Here is a 15,207-nt window from a genome sequence, read left to right on the forward strand (position 1 = left end):
ACTCAGAAATGGGCTCCTGCAGCACCATTGGCAACGCCGGTCTTAGCTTGTCGGGGCCGTGCCGCCAAGCATAGCACTGTCTCGTTTCTGCCTCCACGCTCCGCGCCGCGCGCTGTGGAGGACTCAGAATGACAAATCCGATGACTTACCGGAGAAAGTGTACGAGAGGGGTGTGGGCTGTGGTGGGAATTATCGTCCCGTAAAGTTCCCCGGCCTGCGCTCCGCCACCGCGCGGATGCCCTCTTTGTGATCCTCAGTCTTTTGTAACCACGATTGTTCCTTGAACTCCTGATCGGTTGCTGCCTTGACCGCGGCGGCCAGTCCGGCTCGCATGGTGGCTCGCGTGGATTGGACCGCTAACGGCGCATTGGCGGCAATTTCTTTGGCTAACTCAACAGCTGCCGATCGAACCTTGTCGACTGTGGTGAACACGTCACCCAACCCCCATGCCAGGGCTTCTTCACCGTTGATGCGACGACCGGTGTAGAAGAGGAGGTTCGCACGCTGCTGGCCAACCAGGCGCGGGAGCGTGGTTGTCAGGCCAAAACCTGGATGAAATCCCAGGGCAACGAAATTAGCGGCGAAACGTGTCTCCGCACATACCACACGAAAGTCAGGAACCAACGCCAAACCGAAGCCACCACCGATGGCTGCACCTTGAATCGCGCCGACGATCGGCTTGCGGCAGGCGAATAAGCGTACCGCTGCTGCATAGAGCGGATTACCCTTCTCAGGGTTGCGGTCGAGTCCACTCCGTTCGGCACCACCATGAAAATTCGCCCCGGCACAAAAGTTCTTTCCTTCCGCGGCCAAGACGATGGCGCGGCAGTCCATTTGATTATCCAACGTCTCAAGTGCCTCGGCCAGCGACTCAATGAGCGCAATGTCGAAGAAGTTGTTCGGCCCGCGCTGAATCTCTAACGTGGCAATGTGATCCGCAAAGGTAACGGCGACATCTCCATACTTTGACTGCATACTCAGTCTCCTTTAGTTGTCTTCATAGCAGTAGTGGCGCGCTGCTGACGCATTGGTCGCAAACACCGCTGAGGACTATAGCGCTCCGCGACGTAAGTTTACAGTGGTCGTCGTGCTGTGCTAGCCTGAATCGCGTGGGAGGTATGCGACACTCATCATTGGTGACCGTCTTGCTAACTGTGATGCTGTTCCAGTGCTCGCAGACGTGCGTCGTCGCCAGTCGCGGATTAGCAGTAGCCGCGGTTGTCAACGTGTCAGCAGCTAGCCCAGCGGAGGGTGACTGCCATTCTCCTACTCCAGCTCCACCACGGGCGCCGACTCACTGTTTCGACTGCAGCGAGCATGTCTTTTTGGCCTCGACTTTTGACGCCTTGCGAGGAGCAGTATCGGACAACGCTATCCGTAATACAGTGTGCTCCCTCGTCCTGCTCGACGACGCGTCATCACTGCGTGTTTCGCACCTGACCTGCTCGCGCCATGCCACACATGGACGTAGCTTGTCGCATCTCGCGCTCTCTGTTTTGCGGCTCTAGATTCCTGCCCTTCCGTCCACAACGCAGTACCGTGACATTCGCAGACATGGAGGGCACGAATGAAATGCCAGATCGTCTTTGGCCTGGTCATCCTCATGACTGGGCTGCAGGGGTGTGCGACCGTTGCTGTCGACCCTCACGCCGGATTTCCCCAAGTAGCACAGCTAGTGAACGACCGTGGTGCACCTGAGCTCACGTGGACACCAGGCGTCGAAGAGTCACCCCCGCGCCTGGACGCGATCTCTTCGCGCTTGGCCGAGGGTCTGACCGAAGAGGAGGCCGTGCGCATCGCACTCCTCAACAACCGCGAATTGCAGGCCCTGTACGCCCGGCTCGGTATTGCGCATGCTGATCTGGTACAGGCGAGCCTCCTGCACAATCCAGTGATCGGAGTAACCAGCGGGTTTCCCATCGCTGGTGGTATCGTTGATCTCGGATTTGGCCTCGCCATGGATTTGATTGACTTCCTATATACGCCGCTGCGCAAGCGAGTCGCCACTGCACGATTTGAGGAGGCAAAGCTGCGTGTAGCCGCTGACGTGTTAGATGCCGTCTGGCGCACCCAGACAGCCTTCTATACGCACCAGGCCAATGAGCAAGCCCTAGAGATGCGTCGTCAGGTGGCGGCTGCCACTGCAGCTTCTTTCAACCTCGCCCAACGCCTGCGTGAGGCCGGGAATCTGCGCGAACTTGATGTCGCAACCGAGCAAGCACTCGCTGAAGAAGCAAAAGCCGACCTTCGCTTCGCTGAGATAGCGACACGAGACAGCCGCGAGCGGCTCAATTTACTCATGGGTCTCTCGGGAGAACACGCACTCTTGTGGACGGTAACCCCTGCCCGCCTGCTCGACCCACGTGAAGCGGCGACCAATGCAGATCTTGAGGCGAGAGCCATGAAACAGAGCCTCGATTTAGCCGCTGCCGATCAGCTCATCGTCGCAGCAGCCGAGAACGTGAGGCTCGACCGAGCGAGTGCCCTATTTCCAGAGGTCGTCGTGGGTGGGAAAGGCGAACGTGATGGGCGCGAGTGGGAGCCTGGACCAACGTTCATCCTACCGCTGCCGTTGTTCGATCGCGGCCAAGCGCGTATCGCTCGGGCCCAAGCCGAGCTTCGTCAAGCGCGGGAGTTACGAACGGCGCTTGCAGTCCGTATCGCGGCGATCGCACGGAGTACGCGTGCACGTCTAGAGGGCTACCGCGAGCGCGCCCTCCAGTATCGTGACGTGGTCTTGCCAGTCCGGCAGCGTGTACTGGAGCAAACCCAGCTGCAGTACAACGCCATGCAGATTGGACCGCTCGACCTGTTACGCGCGAAGGAGCAACAGATCGAAGCGGGTATTCGCTACATAGATGCGCTGCGAGAGTATTGGCTCGCGCAGGCTGACCATACGCTACTGCTGGCGGGACGGCTGCCGCCGACTGAAGCCGCACCAGCGGCACCAACGCTTGAACAATTGCCGCGCCTTCCCTTCTCTACGCTGCAATAACGCAATAGACAACATCACGAGCATCAGTATGAAACTACAGCATAAATCTCGAACTCTGAATCGTCGCCGATTTCTCGCTGGCGCTGCGGCCCTTGGCAGCACCGGTGTGTTATTGCGCCAGGTTGAAGCCACTGAGGGGAATCTGAGCCACCAACATCACCAGGCAACGGCTCGCCCTGTGCTCAGCACTGCACCTCAATCGCTGCTCGACCGTATTGACCCGAAACCGACCCAACCACCTGGCGAACCTGGCAAAGACTACACTCCAGTCATCACACCCAATAACGTGTCACTGGCGTGGAAGGTCGTTAACGGCATCAAGGTCTATCACCTGATAGCGGAGGAAGTAGAGCACCAGTTTGCGCCCGGACTACATGCGCGTTGTTGGGGCTTCAACGGTCGCGTGCATGGACCAACTATCGAGGCAGTCGAAGGTGACCGCGTGCGCGTCTATGTCACCAATAAACTGCCGGGGGCAACCAGCGTTCATTGGCATGGACTTCTCTTACCGAATGGGATGGACGGTGTGGCAGGCTTGACCCAGGCCGTTATCAAGCCGGGAGCAACGTTTCGCTACGAATTCACCCTGCGACAGCACGGTACCTTCATGTATCACTCCCATCACGATGAGATGACTCAGATGGCACTGGGGGCGATGGGATTGTTTGTCATTCATCCGCGAAAGCCCAAGGCAGAGAGACCAGATCGCGATTTCGCTTTCATGCTCGCAGAGTGGCGACTCGATGTCGGCACGTCACGGCCAAACCCAAATGAAATGACCGACTTCAACATTTTTACCTTCAACGCCAAAGCCTTTCCGGCCACCGCACCAATGGCAGTCCGTCTAGGCGAGCGAGTGCGTATCCGCCTCGCCAACGTGGCAGCCATGAGTCATCATCCGATCCACCTGCACGGCTATCAGTTTCGCGTCACTGAAACGGATGGTGGACAGATTCCGCTTTCAGCCCAACAACGTGAAACGTCCGTGCTGGTCGCAATCGGCCAGTCACGCACGATCGAATTTGTCGCTGATGAACCAGGCGATTGGGCCATGCACTGCCACATGACACATCATGTGATGAACCAAATGGGAGACAAATTTCCCAACATGATCGGGGTCAAGGCAGCCGAGGTGGATGCCCAAGTGCGACGTTTGCTTCCGGACTATATGACCATGGGCCACGATGGGATGGCCGAGCACGGCATCCATTTAGATACTGGTCACATGAAAGTGCCAGAGAATAGCATTCCCATGCGTGGTGGCCCGGGCCCGTTTGATTACATCACGATGGGTGGCCTCCTCACAGTGCTCAAGGTTCGCGAGGAGCTCGACGACGACCGTGCCCCCGGTTGGTACCAACACCCGAAGGGGACGGTAGCTAGCACTGCCACCGTAGCGGAGTTGCAGCGCGACGGTATCAAGGTGTAGAGCGCCGGGAAACGTCGCTCACGCGTCGGGTTTGAGCAGCCGGAGTTTCTGTGACAACTTCAGCGCGCGAACCCACGGCATGTGCGACAGTTGCGTGACCTGATTTGCTGACAACGTGGCTGTGTATACGCTGCGGCCACTGGTGATCCCCGTCACTCCCAGGTCTTCTAGCAACGCAAGTTCTTTAGGGCCTGGGGGGCGAGCCACATGAATGAATACCTGAAACGCGCGCGCATCTTGGTCTTGAACATCGGACAGCGCGAGAGCGAGTGAAGCATCGACTTTCTGGTAGTCCATAGCAGCTCCTCGCTCTCCAGTATGGTCCCCTTGGCAGCCGTAGTACAGCACGAGCGACACCAAACCTATCGTTCTACAAACCGAGCGCATCAATCAGTCCAAAGCCCCATTTGGCGTCAAATGTTCCCGCGGCTCGACCTGGAATGCTACTGTGAGCGCGGAGCAGCGCTTTTACTCCCACAGGATCTAAGTTGCGGTCTCGTTGCAACAACAATGCAACGATGCCAGTCACTAACGGCGCTGCCATACTGGTGCCGGCGTTGACCACGAACCGAGAGTTTACCATTGAAGGTCTGCTGGCTGGTGAATCGGCTGATAAAGCTGAGACAATCATCGCTCCCGGGGCGGCCACGTCAGGCTTCTGCGCTCCGTTGCGCAGTGGACCTTCGCTACTGAAATCCGAAATGGTATCCAACGCCAAGCCCACAGAGCGCAGCGAACCATCAATGTCGCGCCACTGGTCTTTTGTCGTGTACGAAGCGACGGTGATCGCAGCAGCATCTGTCCCTGGGGAACCAACTTTCATGGAGTCACGTACGCTGGTGCCAGAAAACAACACTTGCGGAGATTGCTGACCATCAAGCGTCCAGACATCGACGCGTGCCTGTGTGCCCGACGCATGACGGACCCGCAACTGCCAGATGCCTGCGGGTAACACGCTACCCACTCCGGCGCCGTTCATCGCCACGATAAAATTATGGTCCCCGTTGGCTGGGTCTGGCCCAGGCGTCACAACTGTTACGCGGGCGTCCGGGAGGTTATAGCGTCGACTTGGATTGCCAGCCGCAATGACTGCCTGCCACGGGGTAACGAAACCTCCAGGGGTGCGAATCGATACCTCTAGGGATGCGCTCCCTGGATACCACCCGTTGAGCAGTGCCTGTCTGAGTTGCGTCGAGTGGACGCGAAATTGCATCATCCTGTTTGTCCCAGGCAGCACAGTAGATTGCGCGTGTATGTTGTCATTGCCCTCGTTACCCGCAGCACAGCAGATGATACGTCCGGGTCCGGACTCGCTGTCGATAATCAGCGATAAAGAATCGCTTCCGTCGTGTGCATCAAAATGGCCGCCGATACTGAGATTGATGACCGCCGGTCGGCCTAACCCATTCGCGATGCGAAAGATGTAGCGGATTGCGTCGCTGATCTGCGTATCTTGTAGATCAGACTTAACAATCACAAGTTCAGCGTTCGGAGCGATACCGCCGAAGGTCGCATCACTGCCAGAGGCAATGCCGGCAACGTGGGTGCCGTGCCCATTGGTGTCACGCGAAAGCGTCAGCAAGTTGCCGGTCAGTTCAGCTCCATAGCCGCCTTCGGGCACGCCTGGGCCGGTCAGGGTTTGATCCCAGATGCGTAAGATTCGTCCCGCAAATGCCGGATGGTTGGGATCAATGCCACTGTCCACCACGCCGACAATCACACCTTGTCCGTTGAGGCCACTGCTTGCACGGAACTGCGGCACGTGGACCTTGCCTGCAGCGACGTCCATTAAGAGGCGCAAGTATCGCGACGGAAAGATACGTTGCACCGCAGGGTCATCCGACAGCGTTGACAGTTCGTCCATTGGCAGGATCGCTGTACGAATACGGCCAATGGCCTGATTGATGCGAATACCTCTCTGGGCCAGGTGGTCGAGTCGCGCTTGGTCATCACAGTGGATGAAAACCACAGTACGGGCGGGTTTCACAATGTTCTCAGAAGGCAGCACGCCAAGCGAGCGGGCGTGTAGCGCCAGCCCACTTCGTCCTTCTTGTTGATAGTCCTCAAACGCAAGCATTAATTCCGGCGCGATTTTCTCAGGGGTCATGCGCATCTCCTTTGCAAATAACGTGTCTTAGTTTATGACGCGGTGCGGCCGATCCCGGACAGGCGATAGTTACTTTATGACGCTCGTCGCTGGAACAAAGATCGTGCCGGCAGAAACAATGCCGATGTTGTTTGTCTTTTGTGTAACGCGCAAATGCAAGACCGTGAAAGCGCGGGTAGAGTGTCGTCAGCACTTTACCCTTCCTGTCGCGATTGCATAGCAAGCTGTTGAAGTCGCACGACATACACGAACGTAAACTGGAGTTGACAGCTAACAAAACTTTACATCGCGGGCGTGAGACGCGAAGCGCGTCGTCCACTGGTCGTAGTTGGAGCTTCTCTCACTACCGGCAGACCGTCTACCGTATGTTATAAGTATTAGAAGATTCAGAGCTTTGTGGGCGTGTGGTTCTTTATTTTGGCACGTAGATGCGCTATCTGTGGTGGCCTATGGAAAATCGTGATGCGCGAATTTCGGTACTAAGTCAGATTCTTACCGTCCCGCAGGCAGCGGCTCAACTGCAGGTGTCCGAACGAACCATTTATGAATGGTTACGCGAAGGCAAACTGCCAGGCAGGAAAATTGGCAAGGTATGGCGTTTGAGCGCTCAAGTGTTGAACGAATTTATGCGCGGTCCACATGGAGATAATCCGGTGGCCGCTGGCGTGGATCGCCAGTGAGCCTGGCTCAGGTCATTGGCAAAGAGCGGTCGAGGAGGAAGTGGTAATGGCGATTTCATTTGCGGTATTGAACGCGAAGGGCGGCGTCGGCAAAACCACCACTGCAGTGAACGTTGCAGCAATGGCAGCTACGCTACCGCGCCCTGATGGAAAGAGACGGCGCGTGTTGATTTGTGACCTCGATGCACAGATGAACGCGACACATCAACTCGGATTTCCGGACTTAGAAGTACAGCAAACTCTGGCCGGTCATGTCACACGAGATGCGGCCTTGGAGAGCATTATTATTCGCGATGCGGCCACGGTCGAAGGTCTTGATTTGCTCCCGTCCCATTATCAGCTCAGTTATATTGACGAAGCTGTACTGATGACTGGCACGTGGCTTCGACGCAAGCTGAAGCCGCTCCGCCACCGTTACGATCTGATCGTTTTTGATTGTCCGGTTCATTTAGGCCCCCTGACCCGCAATGCGTTGGGAGCGAGCGATGGACTGTTGATTCCTACCCAAGCCGAGAAGCACTCCGTCACAGGCCTGCCGCACCTGATTGCACGGGCCCGGCAGACGTTTGAAGAGACCGAATGTTCGCAACCGTGGGCGTATATCCTGATAACGATGTTCGATATGCGCAACTCGATTGAACGGAACTGGGCGCAACAGGTTCGCAAGGAATTTGAAGGCGTCGTGTTGAAAACCCTTATTCGCCGTAATACCGACCTTTCGAAGAGCGCCACTGGTGGGTTGCCGGTGGTCGTGTACGACGAGAAATGCTCCGGTTACACAGATTACCAGGATGCGACAAGCGAATTGCTCTCGCTGATAGACGTCAACAGCCCGAACTTGCGCATTGTTCGTGCTGAGGACGACGAGGCCGCGGCTAGCTAGGAGCGTATATGGCACTTACTCCGAAGCAGCGGAAGGCAGCACTCGAAAAGGGCTTCGCGGTTACATTGGCGTCGACGGACGATACGAAGTATTTGAGTCCGAATCCTAAAGCAGCGACGCAGCTTTTTGCCAAGGTTCCAGAGGTAAGTGGCAACGCATCATCACTACCGGCAGACGGTCTGCCCACACTACCGGTCGACCGTCTGCCACGGCAGACGGTCGACCGGCAGTACTACCGTCAGACCGTCAGTCAAAACGTGGGGACCGACAGACGGTCTGACGGTAGTGAAACGCGAGCCGCAATACCACTTCATCTACCGACAGACGGTCTGACGGTAGATGAAGATAGTTTCATATCACCAGGTGATACAGGGATTCCGCTCGCACCTGTCCAGTGGTTGCTGTGGCAAGCCTTGTGTGAAGCTGACAGCGCCAACCAAATCGTCTCGTATCGCAAACTTGCGTTGCAGCTAAGTGCCTCAATTCGTGGGGTTCGCGACGCAATGACAGTAATTGAAAAAGAAGGAGGTGTGGTCGCTAAATTCACTGTTCGCACGCCAGATGAACAAGGCATGCGCATCAAGATAAAGGCAGATCATCCGTTTAGAAAATCGTCACTGAAGGAGACAAAAGCATTACTAAAACGTGAGAACGACTACCGGCAGACGGTCGACCGGCAGACGCCGACACTACCGGCAGACGGTCTGCGTCTGTCTGTCTGTATTTCTGAATATATAAAACAGACAGACGTTGCCGAGCTTCTCGCGCTTTTTCCGCCAACCTGGAACATTCGCGAGCGAACCCTCGTTGAGATCTCTCGCCTGTTTCCCCGCATGACACCGATCGAGTTTCGTCGCTCAGCATTGCTCCTTGTTGAACAAGCAGCCAAGAGTCGAACGCAGATCCAAAACCATAATGCCTGGCTTAAGGCTGCCTTCAGCAATAACGAAGGCCCACTGGTGACTGAGCGCATGATCAACGCACAACTTGACCAAGTTGGCTCGGGTCACGCGTCCAGGCACACGAGCCAACGGTCGCGACGGGACAGTGGCAATCACGACCTCGAAGCCGATCTCACAGCGTTGCGGAAATACGTTGCTGCGGATTCGATCGAGCGTGGAAAAATCGAGGAGGCAGCCAAAAGAAAGGCTGAAGTCGCGCTCCGCATCACGCCAACAGAGAGACACGACGAGATCCGCCAGCAAGCACTTATCGAAGCCTCACGCGAATTCTTTGCCGAAGCTGCGACGAAGAACTCGTAACACCTGTAGCTACTGACTACCGGCAGGCCGTCTGTCGCTAGTCAGTGAAGCGAGAAACACACCGACCGAAAAGGGGGAAAGTCGCGCGTTGTTCACCAGCGGACTCCGGCCATAGACTTTGAGTCCTAGCGATGCGAAGAGTTCCTGCCGGACGCAAAAGCACGATCGTCGCCTGCTGTGTCTTACCTCGTAGTGCTGGGAGCTTAGGACTTGGGCCAAGAGTCAGCTCTCGTGCCGCATGAGAAGGGTAGGGGACTCTGTTTCATGCTGACCAAGGGGGGCTGAGTTTCACAAAGAGTCTGTAAACTTTTCGCCGCTCCGTGTTTCGCTTGCGGAAGAACGAGCGCTAACTGTGCTGCTAACTTCGATGAGGTTCCTAGCTTAATCGATAAGGAGATCTTGGGGTCAAAAACTAGAGCGATATCAACAGTAAGATTTAACATACACTACGATTATCGGACATGCATCAGTCGAGCTGAGAATGGGAGGTCAGAATGACCGAGTATGATCAGCTCGCTGCCGCGCGGGGAGGTGACAGGCACCAGTTACAATTAAGGAAAAATCCTTGTGTTTTAGGTGGAGCGCAGTGCATATGGGTCCCTTCTCCCCCCGTGAGAAGGTCAGGATGAGGGGATCAAGAGACAAAACCCGCTATTTTTTATCCCCTCGCCCTCGCCCTCTATTACAGGTAGGATTTTACGCTGAGAAAAGACGAGACGTCATGCCCGCATTCGCGGGCATGACGAACACGCGGATCCTCACGACGGGAAATCCGCGCCAATTGAGGCTTGGATAAAAAACCTACCCTTATGAGCCCTAGCCCTCTCCCTGAGGGAGACGGAATTATGCTGTTGCTAACGGCTTAAGTTGTGACTGATGCGGTGGAGCGTGTCCGCGTCGTTGGTTTGCAAGACAGCTGACGCAGCAGATTCTTCTTCGGTAAAGACTATCGTCACCACACGGTGCGTCGCACTCGTACTGAGACCATGGGCTCCTGGCTTGCGAGATGAACAAGTGACAGAGTTGCGGCGGTCGTGGGTCCCCCACATGGTGGCCTCTGCCAGAGCTTTCGCGCGAGGTGGTAACGTGCTTAAAACAGAGCGTACAACGTCTGCAGCAGAAGGAGGAGGAGACATGGCCACAAATAATACCTATACCCCACCGAAAGTCTGGCAGTGGAACAAAGGAAGTGGCGGGCGGTTCGCTAACATCAACCGGCCCATCGCGGGAGCAACGCATGAGCAAGAACTCCCGGTCGGGAAGCACGCTCTGCAACTGTACTCTCTGGCCACGCCCAACGGCATCAAGGTCACCATCTTGCTGGAGGAACTGCTCGAACGCGGCATCAAAGAAGCCGAGTACGACGCCTATCTGGTCGATATCATGAAGGGAGAGCAATTTGGCAGCCAGTTCGTGGCGATCAATCCTAATTCCAAAATTCCAGCGCTGCTTGACCGCAGCACCAACCCGCCGACACGGGTTTTCGAGTCAGGCGCGATGCTCGTCTATCTGGCAGAAAAGTTTGGTGCATTCCTGCCGAAGGAGCCGTCTGCACGGGCAGAATGCCTATCGTGGTTGTTCTGGCAGATGGGGAGCGCACCGTATATCGGCGGTGGGTTCGGTCACTTTTATGCCTACGCCCCGGAGAAGATCGAGTACGCGATCGATCGCTTTGCGATGGAGGTCAAACGGCTGTTAGATGTGTTGAATCGTCATCTCAGTAATCATCGATATCTCTGTGGCGCTGAGTACACTATTGCCGATATGGCAAACTACGCCTGGTACGGCTCGTTGGTCGCGCACAATATCTATGAAGCCGCCGAGTTTCTTGACGTCGCCTCGTACACCCATGTGCTGCGGTGGGTGAAGGACATTGAGGCACGACCGGCTGTCCAACGTGGTCGACGCGTGAACAAGTCCTGGGGACCAGAAGAAGAACAGATGCACGAACGCCACAGTGCCAGTGATTTTGCCGCTAAACGCTCGTGATGCAGAGTCACACGCTCACAGTTTGAGTGCAATCGAGGTTGTCATAGACAGAGACAACCTCACGCTTTCACTCTCTGTTTGCTCATCGTTCTCTCACTACTGTGTCAAGCGATCGAGTTCAGCCTGGAGTTGCTCAATCTCCAGTTCTAGCTGCCCTTGCATGGCTCCATAGGCACTCGGGTGCAGCGTTTCACTGCGCAGTACGAGTTCGTCCAGTTCTTGTTGTTTCCGCTTGAGTTCAGTGCGGAGTTCCTCCTCACGTTCTTGCCTGGTTCCCATGTGTGGTATCCTTTCCTTGCTTGCTATCCACCTCTTAGCGTGGTGTCCGTGCCTTGCTCTGGTAGTGATCACACGGTCGTGTCACGGTCAATTGGGTCGCACGACAAACGCTTGACCCCGTTTCGCTGAGCAGGGCATAGTGGTCTGACTAGGGTGATTTCCGAAAAAGCGGATCCCCGAGCTGTCGATGTTCTGCCGATAGCGGCAGGCACAACAACCTGCCCTACCCAGAACGGCAAAGACACGTAGGGCGGGCACAGCCCGCCACCAGAGACTGCGGGATACTTTTTCCAAGAAATCGCCTTAAGCAAAGAGACCGTAGTGTGCGCCATGCGTACAGGCACCAGAGGGGGTATGACAACGAAACGTACATTTTCAGGCCACATCACTAACGGTTCCGTTTCCGAGGTGGAGTGTTACGGAATTCGTATTGTGGGAGGGGCACATCACGGCGGAGATTGAGCGCATAGGCACCAAAGCGATTGACGTGCTCGGTGGGATAGGGACTGAGACGAGCAATTGTAGCATCGGAGAAGTGCAATCTCTCGGCCAGGAGTTGTTGAAGGATACGGGTTTGCGCTTGGACGTGGTGGAAGATCAAACAGTTGGCCACCACGTGACTGTACTTGATGATCTTGCGTTGTGCGTCGCGATCATTCTCGGCAATGATACCTGCGCCGCCGAAGGTGACCCATTTGATGAAGTTATTGAAGGCTTCACTCTTGTTCGTAGCTCCTTGGATGAGAGAGCGGAGGTCAGCATCGCTGAGGTACTGCAGGAGAAAGCCGGTGCGGATGACGCGGCCTAGTTCGCGAAAGGCGAAGTACAACTTGTTTTTGCGGCTAGCCGTGCCCAACTTGCGCAGAATAGTGGACGGCATCAAGCGTCCCGCTTTGATCGAGAGGGCCACGCGCAACATATCGGGCAGATGCGTCTGGATCAGGTCCCAATCAATGGAGGTAACCGTACATAAGTACAGAAAGTTTCACAGATCGTGTAAGCCATTGAAATCACACGAAATGAGTTTTCGCATTTCGCAAGGGATTGCCAGTTTTATGAAAAATGCAATTGCTGTAAAATCAAGCAGTTAGGTAGAGTTGTGAAACTTTGTGCGCCTTTGTACACTTACCCCCGGATTTCCCTGGTTCGTATGCGGCCATCGATGTATTCAACCCACAGTACGGCGTCCGCATTCCCGCCTTCGCATCTAAGACCAAGGCGACGTCAGAAAGTGACCTCGCCGGGCTCTATCTCCAGGAGCAAGCGAAACTCTTCAATCGCCTCACGTTGACAGTCGGTGGACGTGTGGATTTTTCGTCAAACAACGGCGAGTCAGTCGATGCTTTCAGCCCGCGCATAGGACTTACGTATGAATTGCGTTCCGACGTGGCGCTGTAGGCTTTCCGATAGGAATGGAACAATTTTGGTCGCTAAACGATTCGTTTTTTAGCGAACCCCTCTTCCTCGTCCGTGTTGACCTCGGGAACGATCACTCTTTGCACGTCGCCGGTGAGGCATATCCGTTCTCCCTTTAGTGCGGCCCGAGCTCGGGAGCAAAGGCGCAGAAGGTCTTTTCCCTTCTCCTGCCTCTGTCATTGCCACATAGCGATACAGAGTCGAGCGGGAAATCCGGAGCATCTGGCAGATATCGCGGACTTCGATCGACCGGTCCTGATACATCTTTTTCGCGGTCAGCACTTTGGGGGCAGTGGGAGGAAGAGGCTTCCGTCCACCCTTGCGTCCACGTGCCCGCGCCGCTGACAAACCCGCGCGCGTCCGTTCCTGAATCAGCCGTTGCTCGAATTGTGCGAGGGCAGAGAAGAGATTGAAGACTAACTCTCCAGAAGCGGTGGTCGTATCGATCACGCCATCGCAGAGGGAGCGAAACCCAATTCCCCGCTCTCGCAGCTGCTCGACCAGCGTCACAAGATGCGACATCGACCGGCCCAACCGATCCAGTCGCCAGACCACTAGGACATCCCCCGCGTGCAGGGCTGCCAAGCAGGTTTCTAATCCTGGGCGCTGTGCTCGGGCGCCGGACGCAGTATCGACGAAGATGGTTTTCGGTGTGCAACCGTGTCGTTTGAGCGCATCGAGCTGTAGGGTCAAATCCTGCTCCAGTGTGCTCACCCGCGCATAGCCGACCAGATGTTTGCGGTGGTGTGGGAGTGTCTTCTTTTTGCCAGGCATTATTGGCAAGACGGTACGCTGATTTCTGAGACGGGTAAATAGGATAAGGAAAGGGCACTTTTGGCCCCGTTTTTCGCGGGGCACTCGCTGTCCCAGCAAACGGAGGTTTGTTGGGACACGGGAGAAAGGGGACCCGAGATGCCCGTTGACTTTCTGAGTGTCTCTGAGCGTGACCACTGGCAGCGTTTTCCTGAGACGATTACCCACGAAGATCTCGTGGCGTTCTTTTGGTTGTCAGAGACTGATGTCCGCGAGGTCCACCGCCAACGAGAGCCGCCCAATCGATTGGGCTATGCCCTCCAATTGTGTACCCTCCGCTATCTGGGGTTCGTGCCGGAAGACCTGCAGACGATCCCGCCTGAGGTCGTGACGTTTGTGGCCGAGCAGCTCGCGGTAGCCCCTGCCGTGCTCACCGCGTACGCACGCCGCCGCCGGACTCAAACCGACCATCAGCTCTCTGTCCAAACCTACCTGGGATTTCGTCCCATGGCTCCTCTTGATTGGTATGCGCTCCAAGCCTGGGTAGGTGAGCGTGCGCTGGAACACGACAAACCAACTCTGCTGCTGCAACTGGTATGCGAAAAACTCCATCGTGACAAGATTGTCCGGCCAGGGGTGACTCGCCTCGAACGGCTGGTCGCAACCGCACGCGAGCAGGCCCACGAGGAAACCGAGCGGCGATTGACTCCATTGTTGACCGCAGAACGCAAAGCTTTCCTCGATGGGCTGCTGACCCGCGATGCGACGACGGGACGTACGCCGATAAGTTGGCTCCGGCAGGAGGCGGTATCGCACGCGGCCTCGCAAATCCTCACGACCCTTCAGAAGCTCACCTTCCTCCGCAACGCTGGCGTCGATCAGTGGAACCTGACGAGCCTCAATCCGAACCGAGCGAAATGGCTGGCGCAAATCGGCTGGAAGTCGACCAATCAGCATTTGCAACGCATGCCACCCGTGCGACGCTATCCCGTGCTGCTGGCCTTTCTCCACCAAGCGCTCCTCCATCACACAGACGTTGTGGTGGACCTCTATGATCAGTGCCTGTGGGGCTGTTACACCGAGGCCAAGCAAGACTTGGAGGACTTTCGCCAATCTGTCGCCCGCTCAACGAACGAGAAACTCCGGCTGTTTCAAGAGCTCGGGCAGGTCCTGCTTGACCCGACCGTCGCGGCAGCAGACGTACGCATGGTCAGTTTTGAGCGGGTGTCGGAAAAGGTGTTGCGGGCGGCCGTGGAGGAAACTAAGGCGGTGGCAGGAAACAACTTACCGCAATAGTGATTGACCGGAGTGGAGAGCCTCTGCACAAGAGCAGGGATGAGAGACGAGACCATTGTGTGCTGGCTTCGGTCTAAGTATCGAAGTCTGGTCGAAGAGCTGGATGAACGCGGGCGAC

At 56.2% G+C, this 15,207-nt stretch carries 14 protein-coding genes; 8 read left to right on the forward strand and 6 right to left on the reverse strand.

All coding sequences use genetic code 11. From position 1 onward, the window contains the following. Window positions 1–189 precede the first annotated feature (189 nt). A complete protein-coding gene (locus FJ147_21925) occupies window positions 190–975 on the reverse strand; it encodes an enoyl-CoA hydratase/isomerase family protein (GenBank protein ID MBM4258543.1) in 786 nt (261 codons plus the stop codon). A gap of 592 nt (window positions 976–1,567) precedes the next feature. On the opposite strand from FJ147_21925, the gene FJ147_21930 reads away from it, so the two are divergent. Both FJ147_21930 and FJ147_21935 read left to right on the forward strand, forming a co-directional pair. After that, window positions 1,568–2,995 carry a TolC family protein gene (locus FJ147_21930; GenBank protein MBM4258544.1) on the forward strand — a complete coding sequence of 476 codons (1,428 nt, stop codon included), beginning with the start codon at window positions 1,568–1,570 and terminating at the stop codon, window positions 2,993–2,995. A 28-nt stretch (window positions 2,996–3,023) separates the two neighbouring features. Then, on the forward strand, window positions 3,024–4,424 hold the full coding sequence (locus FJ147_21935) for a copper oxidase (protein ID MBM4258545.1): 1,401 nt from the start codon (window positions 3,024–3,026) through the stop codon (window positions 4,422–4,424). 18 nt (window positions 4,425–4,442) lie between these two features. Here the strand turns inward: FJ147_21935 and FJ147_21940 are convergent, their stop codons facing one another. Both FJ147_21940 and FJ147_21945 read right to left on the reverse strand, forming a co-directional pair. Then, window positions 4,443–4,721: a hypothetical protein gene (locus tag FJ147_21940; GenBank protein ID MBM4258546.1), complete on the reverse strand. Its 279-nt coding sequence runs from the start codon at window positions 4,719–4,721 to the stop codon at window positions 4,443–4,445. A 73-nt stretch (window positions 4,722–4,794) separates the two neighbouring features. Next, the gene (locus tag FJ147_21945) at window positions 4,795–6,531 is read right to left on the reverse strand and encodes a S8 family peptidase (protein MBM4258547.1); all 1,737 of its coding nucleotides are present in this window, start codon (window positions 6,529–6,531) and stop codon (window positions 4,795–4,797) included. Window positions 6,532–6,959: 428 nt separating this feature from the next. On the opposite strand from FJ147_21945, the gene FJ147_21950 reads away from it, so the two are divergent. From FJ147_21950 to yghU, 4 genes are all read left to right on the forward strand, one after another. Further along, a complete protein-coding gene (locus FJ147_21950; protein MBM4258548.1) occupies window positions 6,960–7,211 on the forward strand; it encodes a helix-turn-helix domain-containing protein in 252 nt (83 codons plus the stop codon). Beyond that, window positions 7,171–8,094 carry a ParA family protein gene (locus FJ147_21955; protein MBM4258549.1) on the forward strand — a complete coding sequence of 308 codons (924 nt, stop codon included), beginning with the start codon at window positions 7,171–7,173 and terminating at the stop codon, window positions 8,092–8,094. The genes FJ147_21950 and FJ147_21955 overlap by 41 nt, the downstream gene beginning before the upstream one ends. Before the next feature lie 8 nt (window positions 8,095–8,102). Continuing rightward, window positions 8,103–9,356, forward strand: a complete 1,254-nt coding sequence (locus FJ147_21960; protein ID MBM4258550.1) for a hypothetical protein — start codon at window positions 8,103–8,105, stop codon at window positions 9,354–9,356. A 1,134-nt stretch (window positions 9,357–10,490) separates the two neighbouring features. Continuing rightward, window positions 10,491–11,345 (forward strand): glutathione-dependent disulfide-bond oxidoreductase, encoded by an 855-nt coding sequence (yghU, locus tag FJ147_21965; GenBank protein MBM4258551.1) that lies wholly within the window; start codon window positions 10,491–10,493, stop codon window positions 11,343–11,345. 96 nt (window positions 11,346–11,441) lie between these two features. Here yghU and FJ147_21970 read toward each other — a convergent pair whose 3' ends face one another. Next, window positions 11,442–11,624: a hypothetical protein gene (locus FJ147_21970; protein MBM4258552.1), complete on the reverse strand. Its 183-nt coding sequence runs from the start codon at window positions 11,622–11,624 to the stop codon at window positions 11,442–11,444. A 388-nt stretch (window positions 11,625–12,012) separates the two neighbouring features. Then, window positions 12,013–12,603 (reverse strand): Tn3 family transposase, encoded by a 591-nt coding sequence (locus FJ147_21975; GenBank protein MBM4258553.1) that lies wholly within the window; start codon window positions 12,601–12,603, stop codon window positions 12,013–12,015. Window positions 12,604–12,731: 128 nt separating this feature from the next. Here FJ147_21975 and FJ147_21980 point away from each other — a divergent pair, with 128 nt between their 5' ends. Further along, window positions 12,732–13,022 carry a TonB-dependent receptor gene (locus FJ147_21980; protein ID MBM4258554.1) on the forward strand — a complete coding sequence of 97 codons (291 nt, stop codon included), beginning with the start codon at window positions 12,732–12,734 and terminating at the stop codon, window positions 13,020–13,022. 48 nt (window positions 13,023–13,070) lie between these two features. On the opposite strand, the gene FJ147_21985 is transcribed toward FJ147_21980, so the two are convergent. Beyond that, a complete protein-coding gene (locus FJ147_21985) occupies window positions 13,071–13,814 on the reverse strand; it encodes a recombinase family protein (protein MBM4258555.1) in 744 nt (247 codons plus the stop codon). 138 nt (window positions 13,815–13,952) lie between these two features. On the opposite strand from FJ147_21985, the gene FJ147_21990 reads away from it, so the two are divergent. After that, window positions 13,953–15,089, forward strand: a complete 1,137-nt coding sequence (locus tag FJ147_21990) for a DUF4158 domain-containing protein (protein MBM4258556.1) — start codon at window positions 13,953–13,955, stop codon at window positions 15,087–15,089. The last annotated feature ends 118 nt before the right edge of the window (window positions 15,090–15,207 follow it).

This window comes from Deltaproteobacteria bacterium (assembly GCA_016874775.1).
Taxonomy (GTDB): Bacteria; Desulfobacterota; Binatia; order Bin18; family Bin18; genus VGTJ01.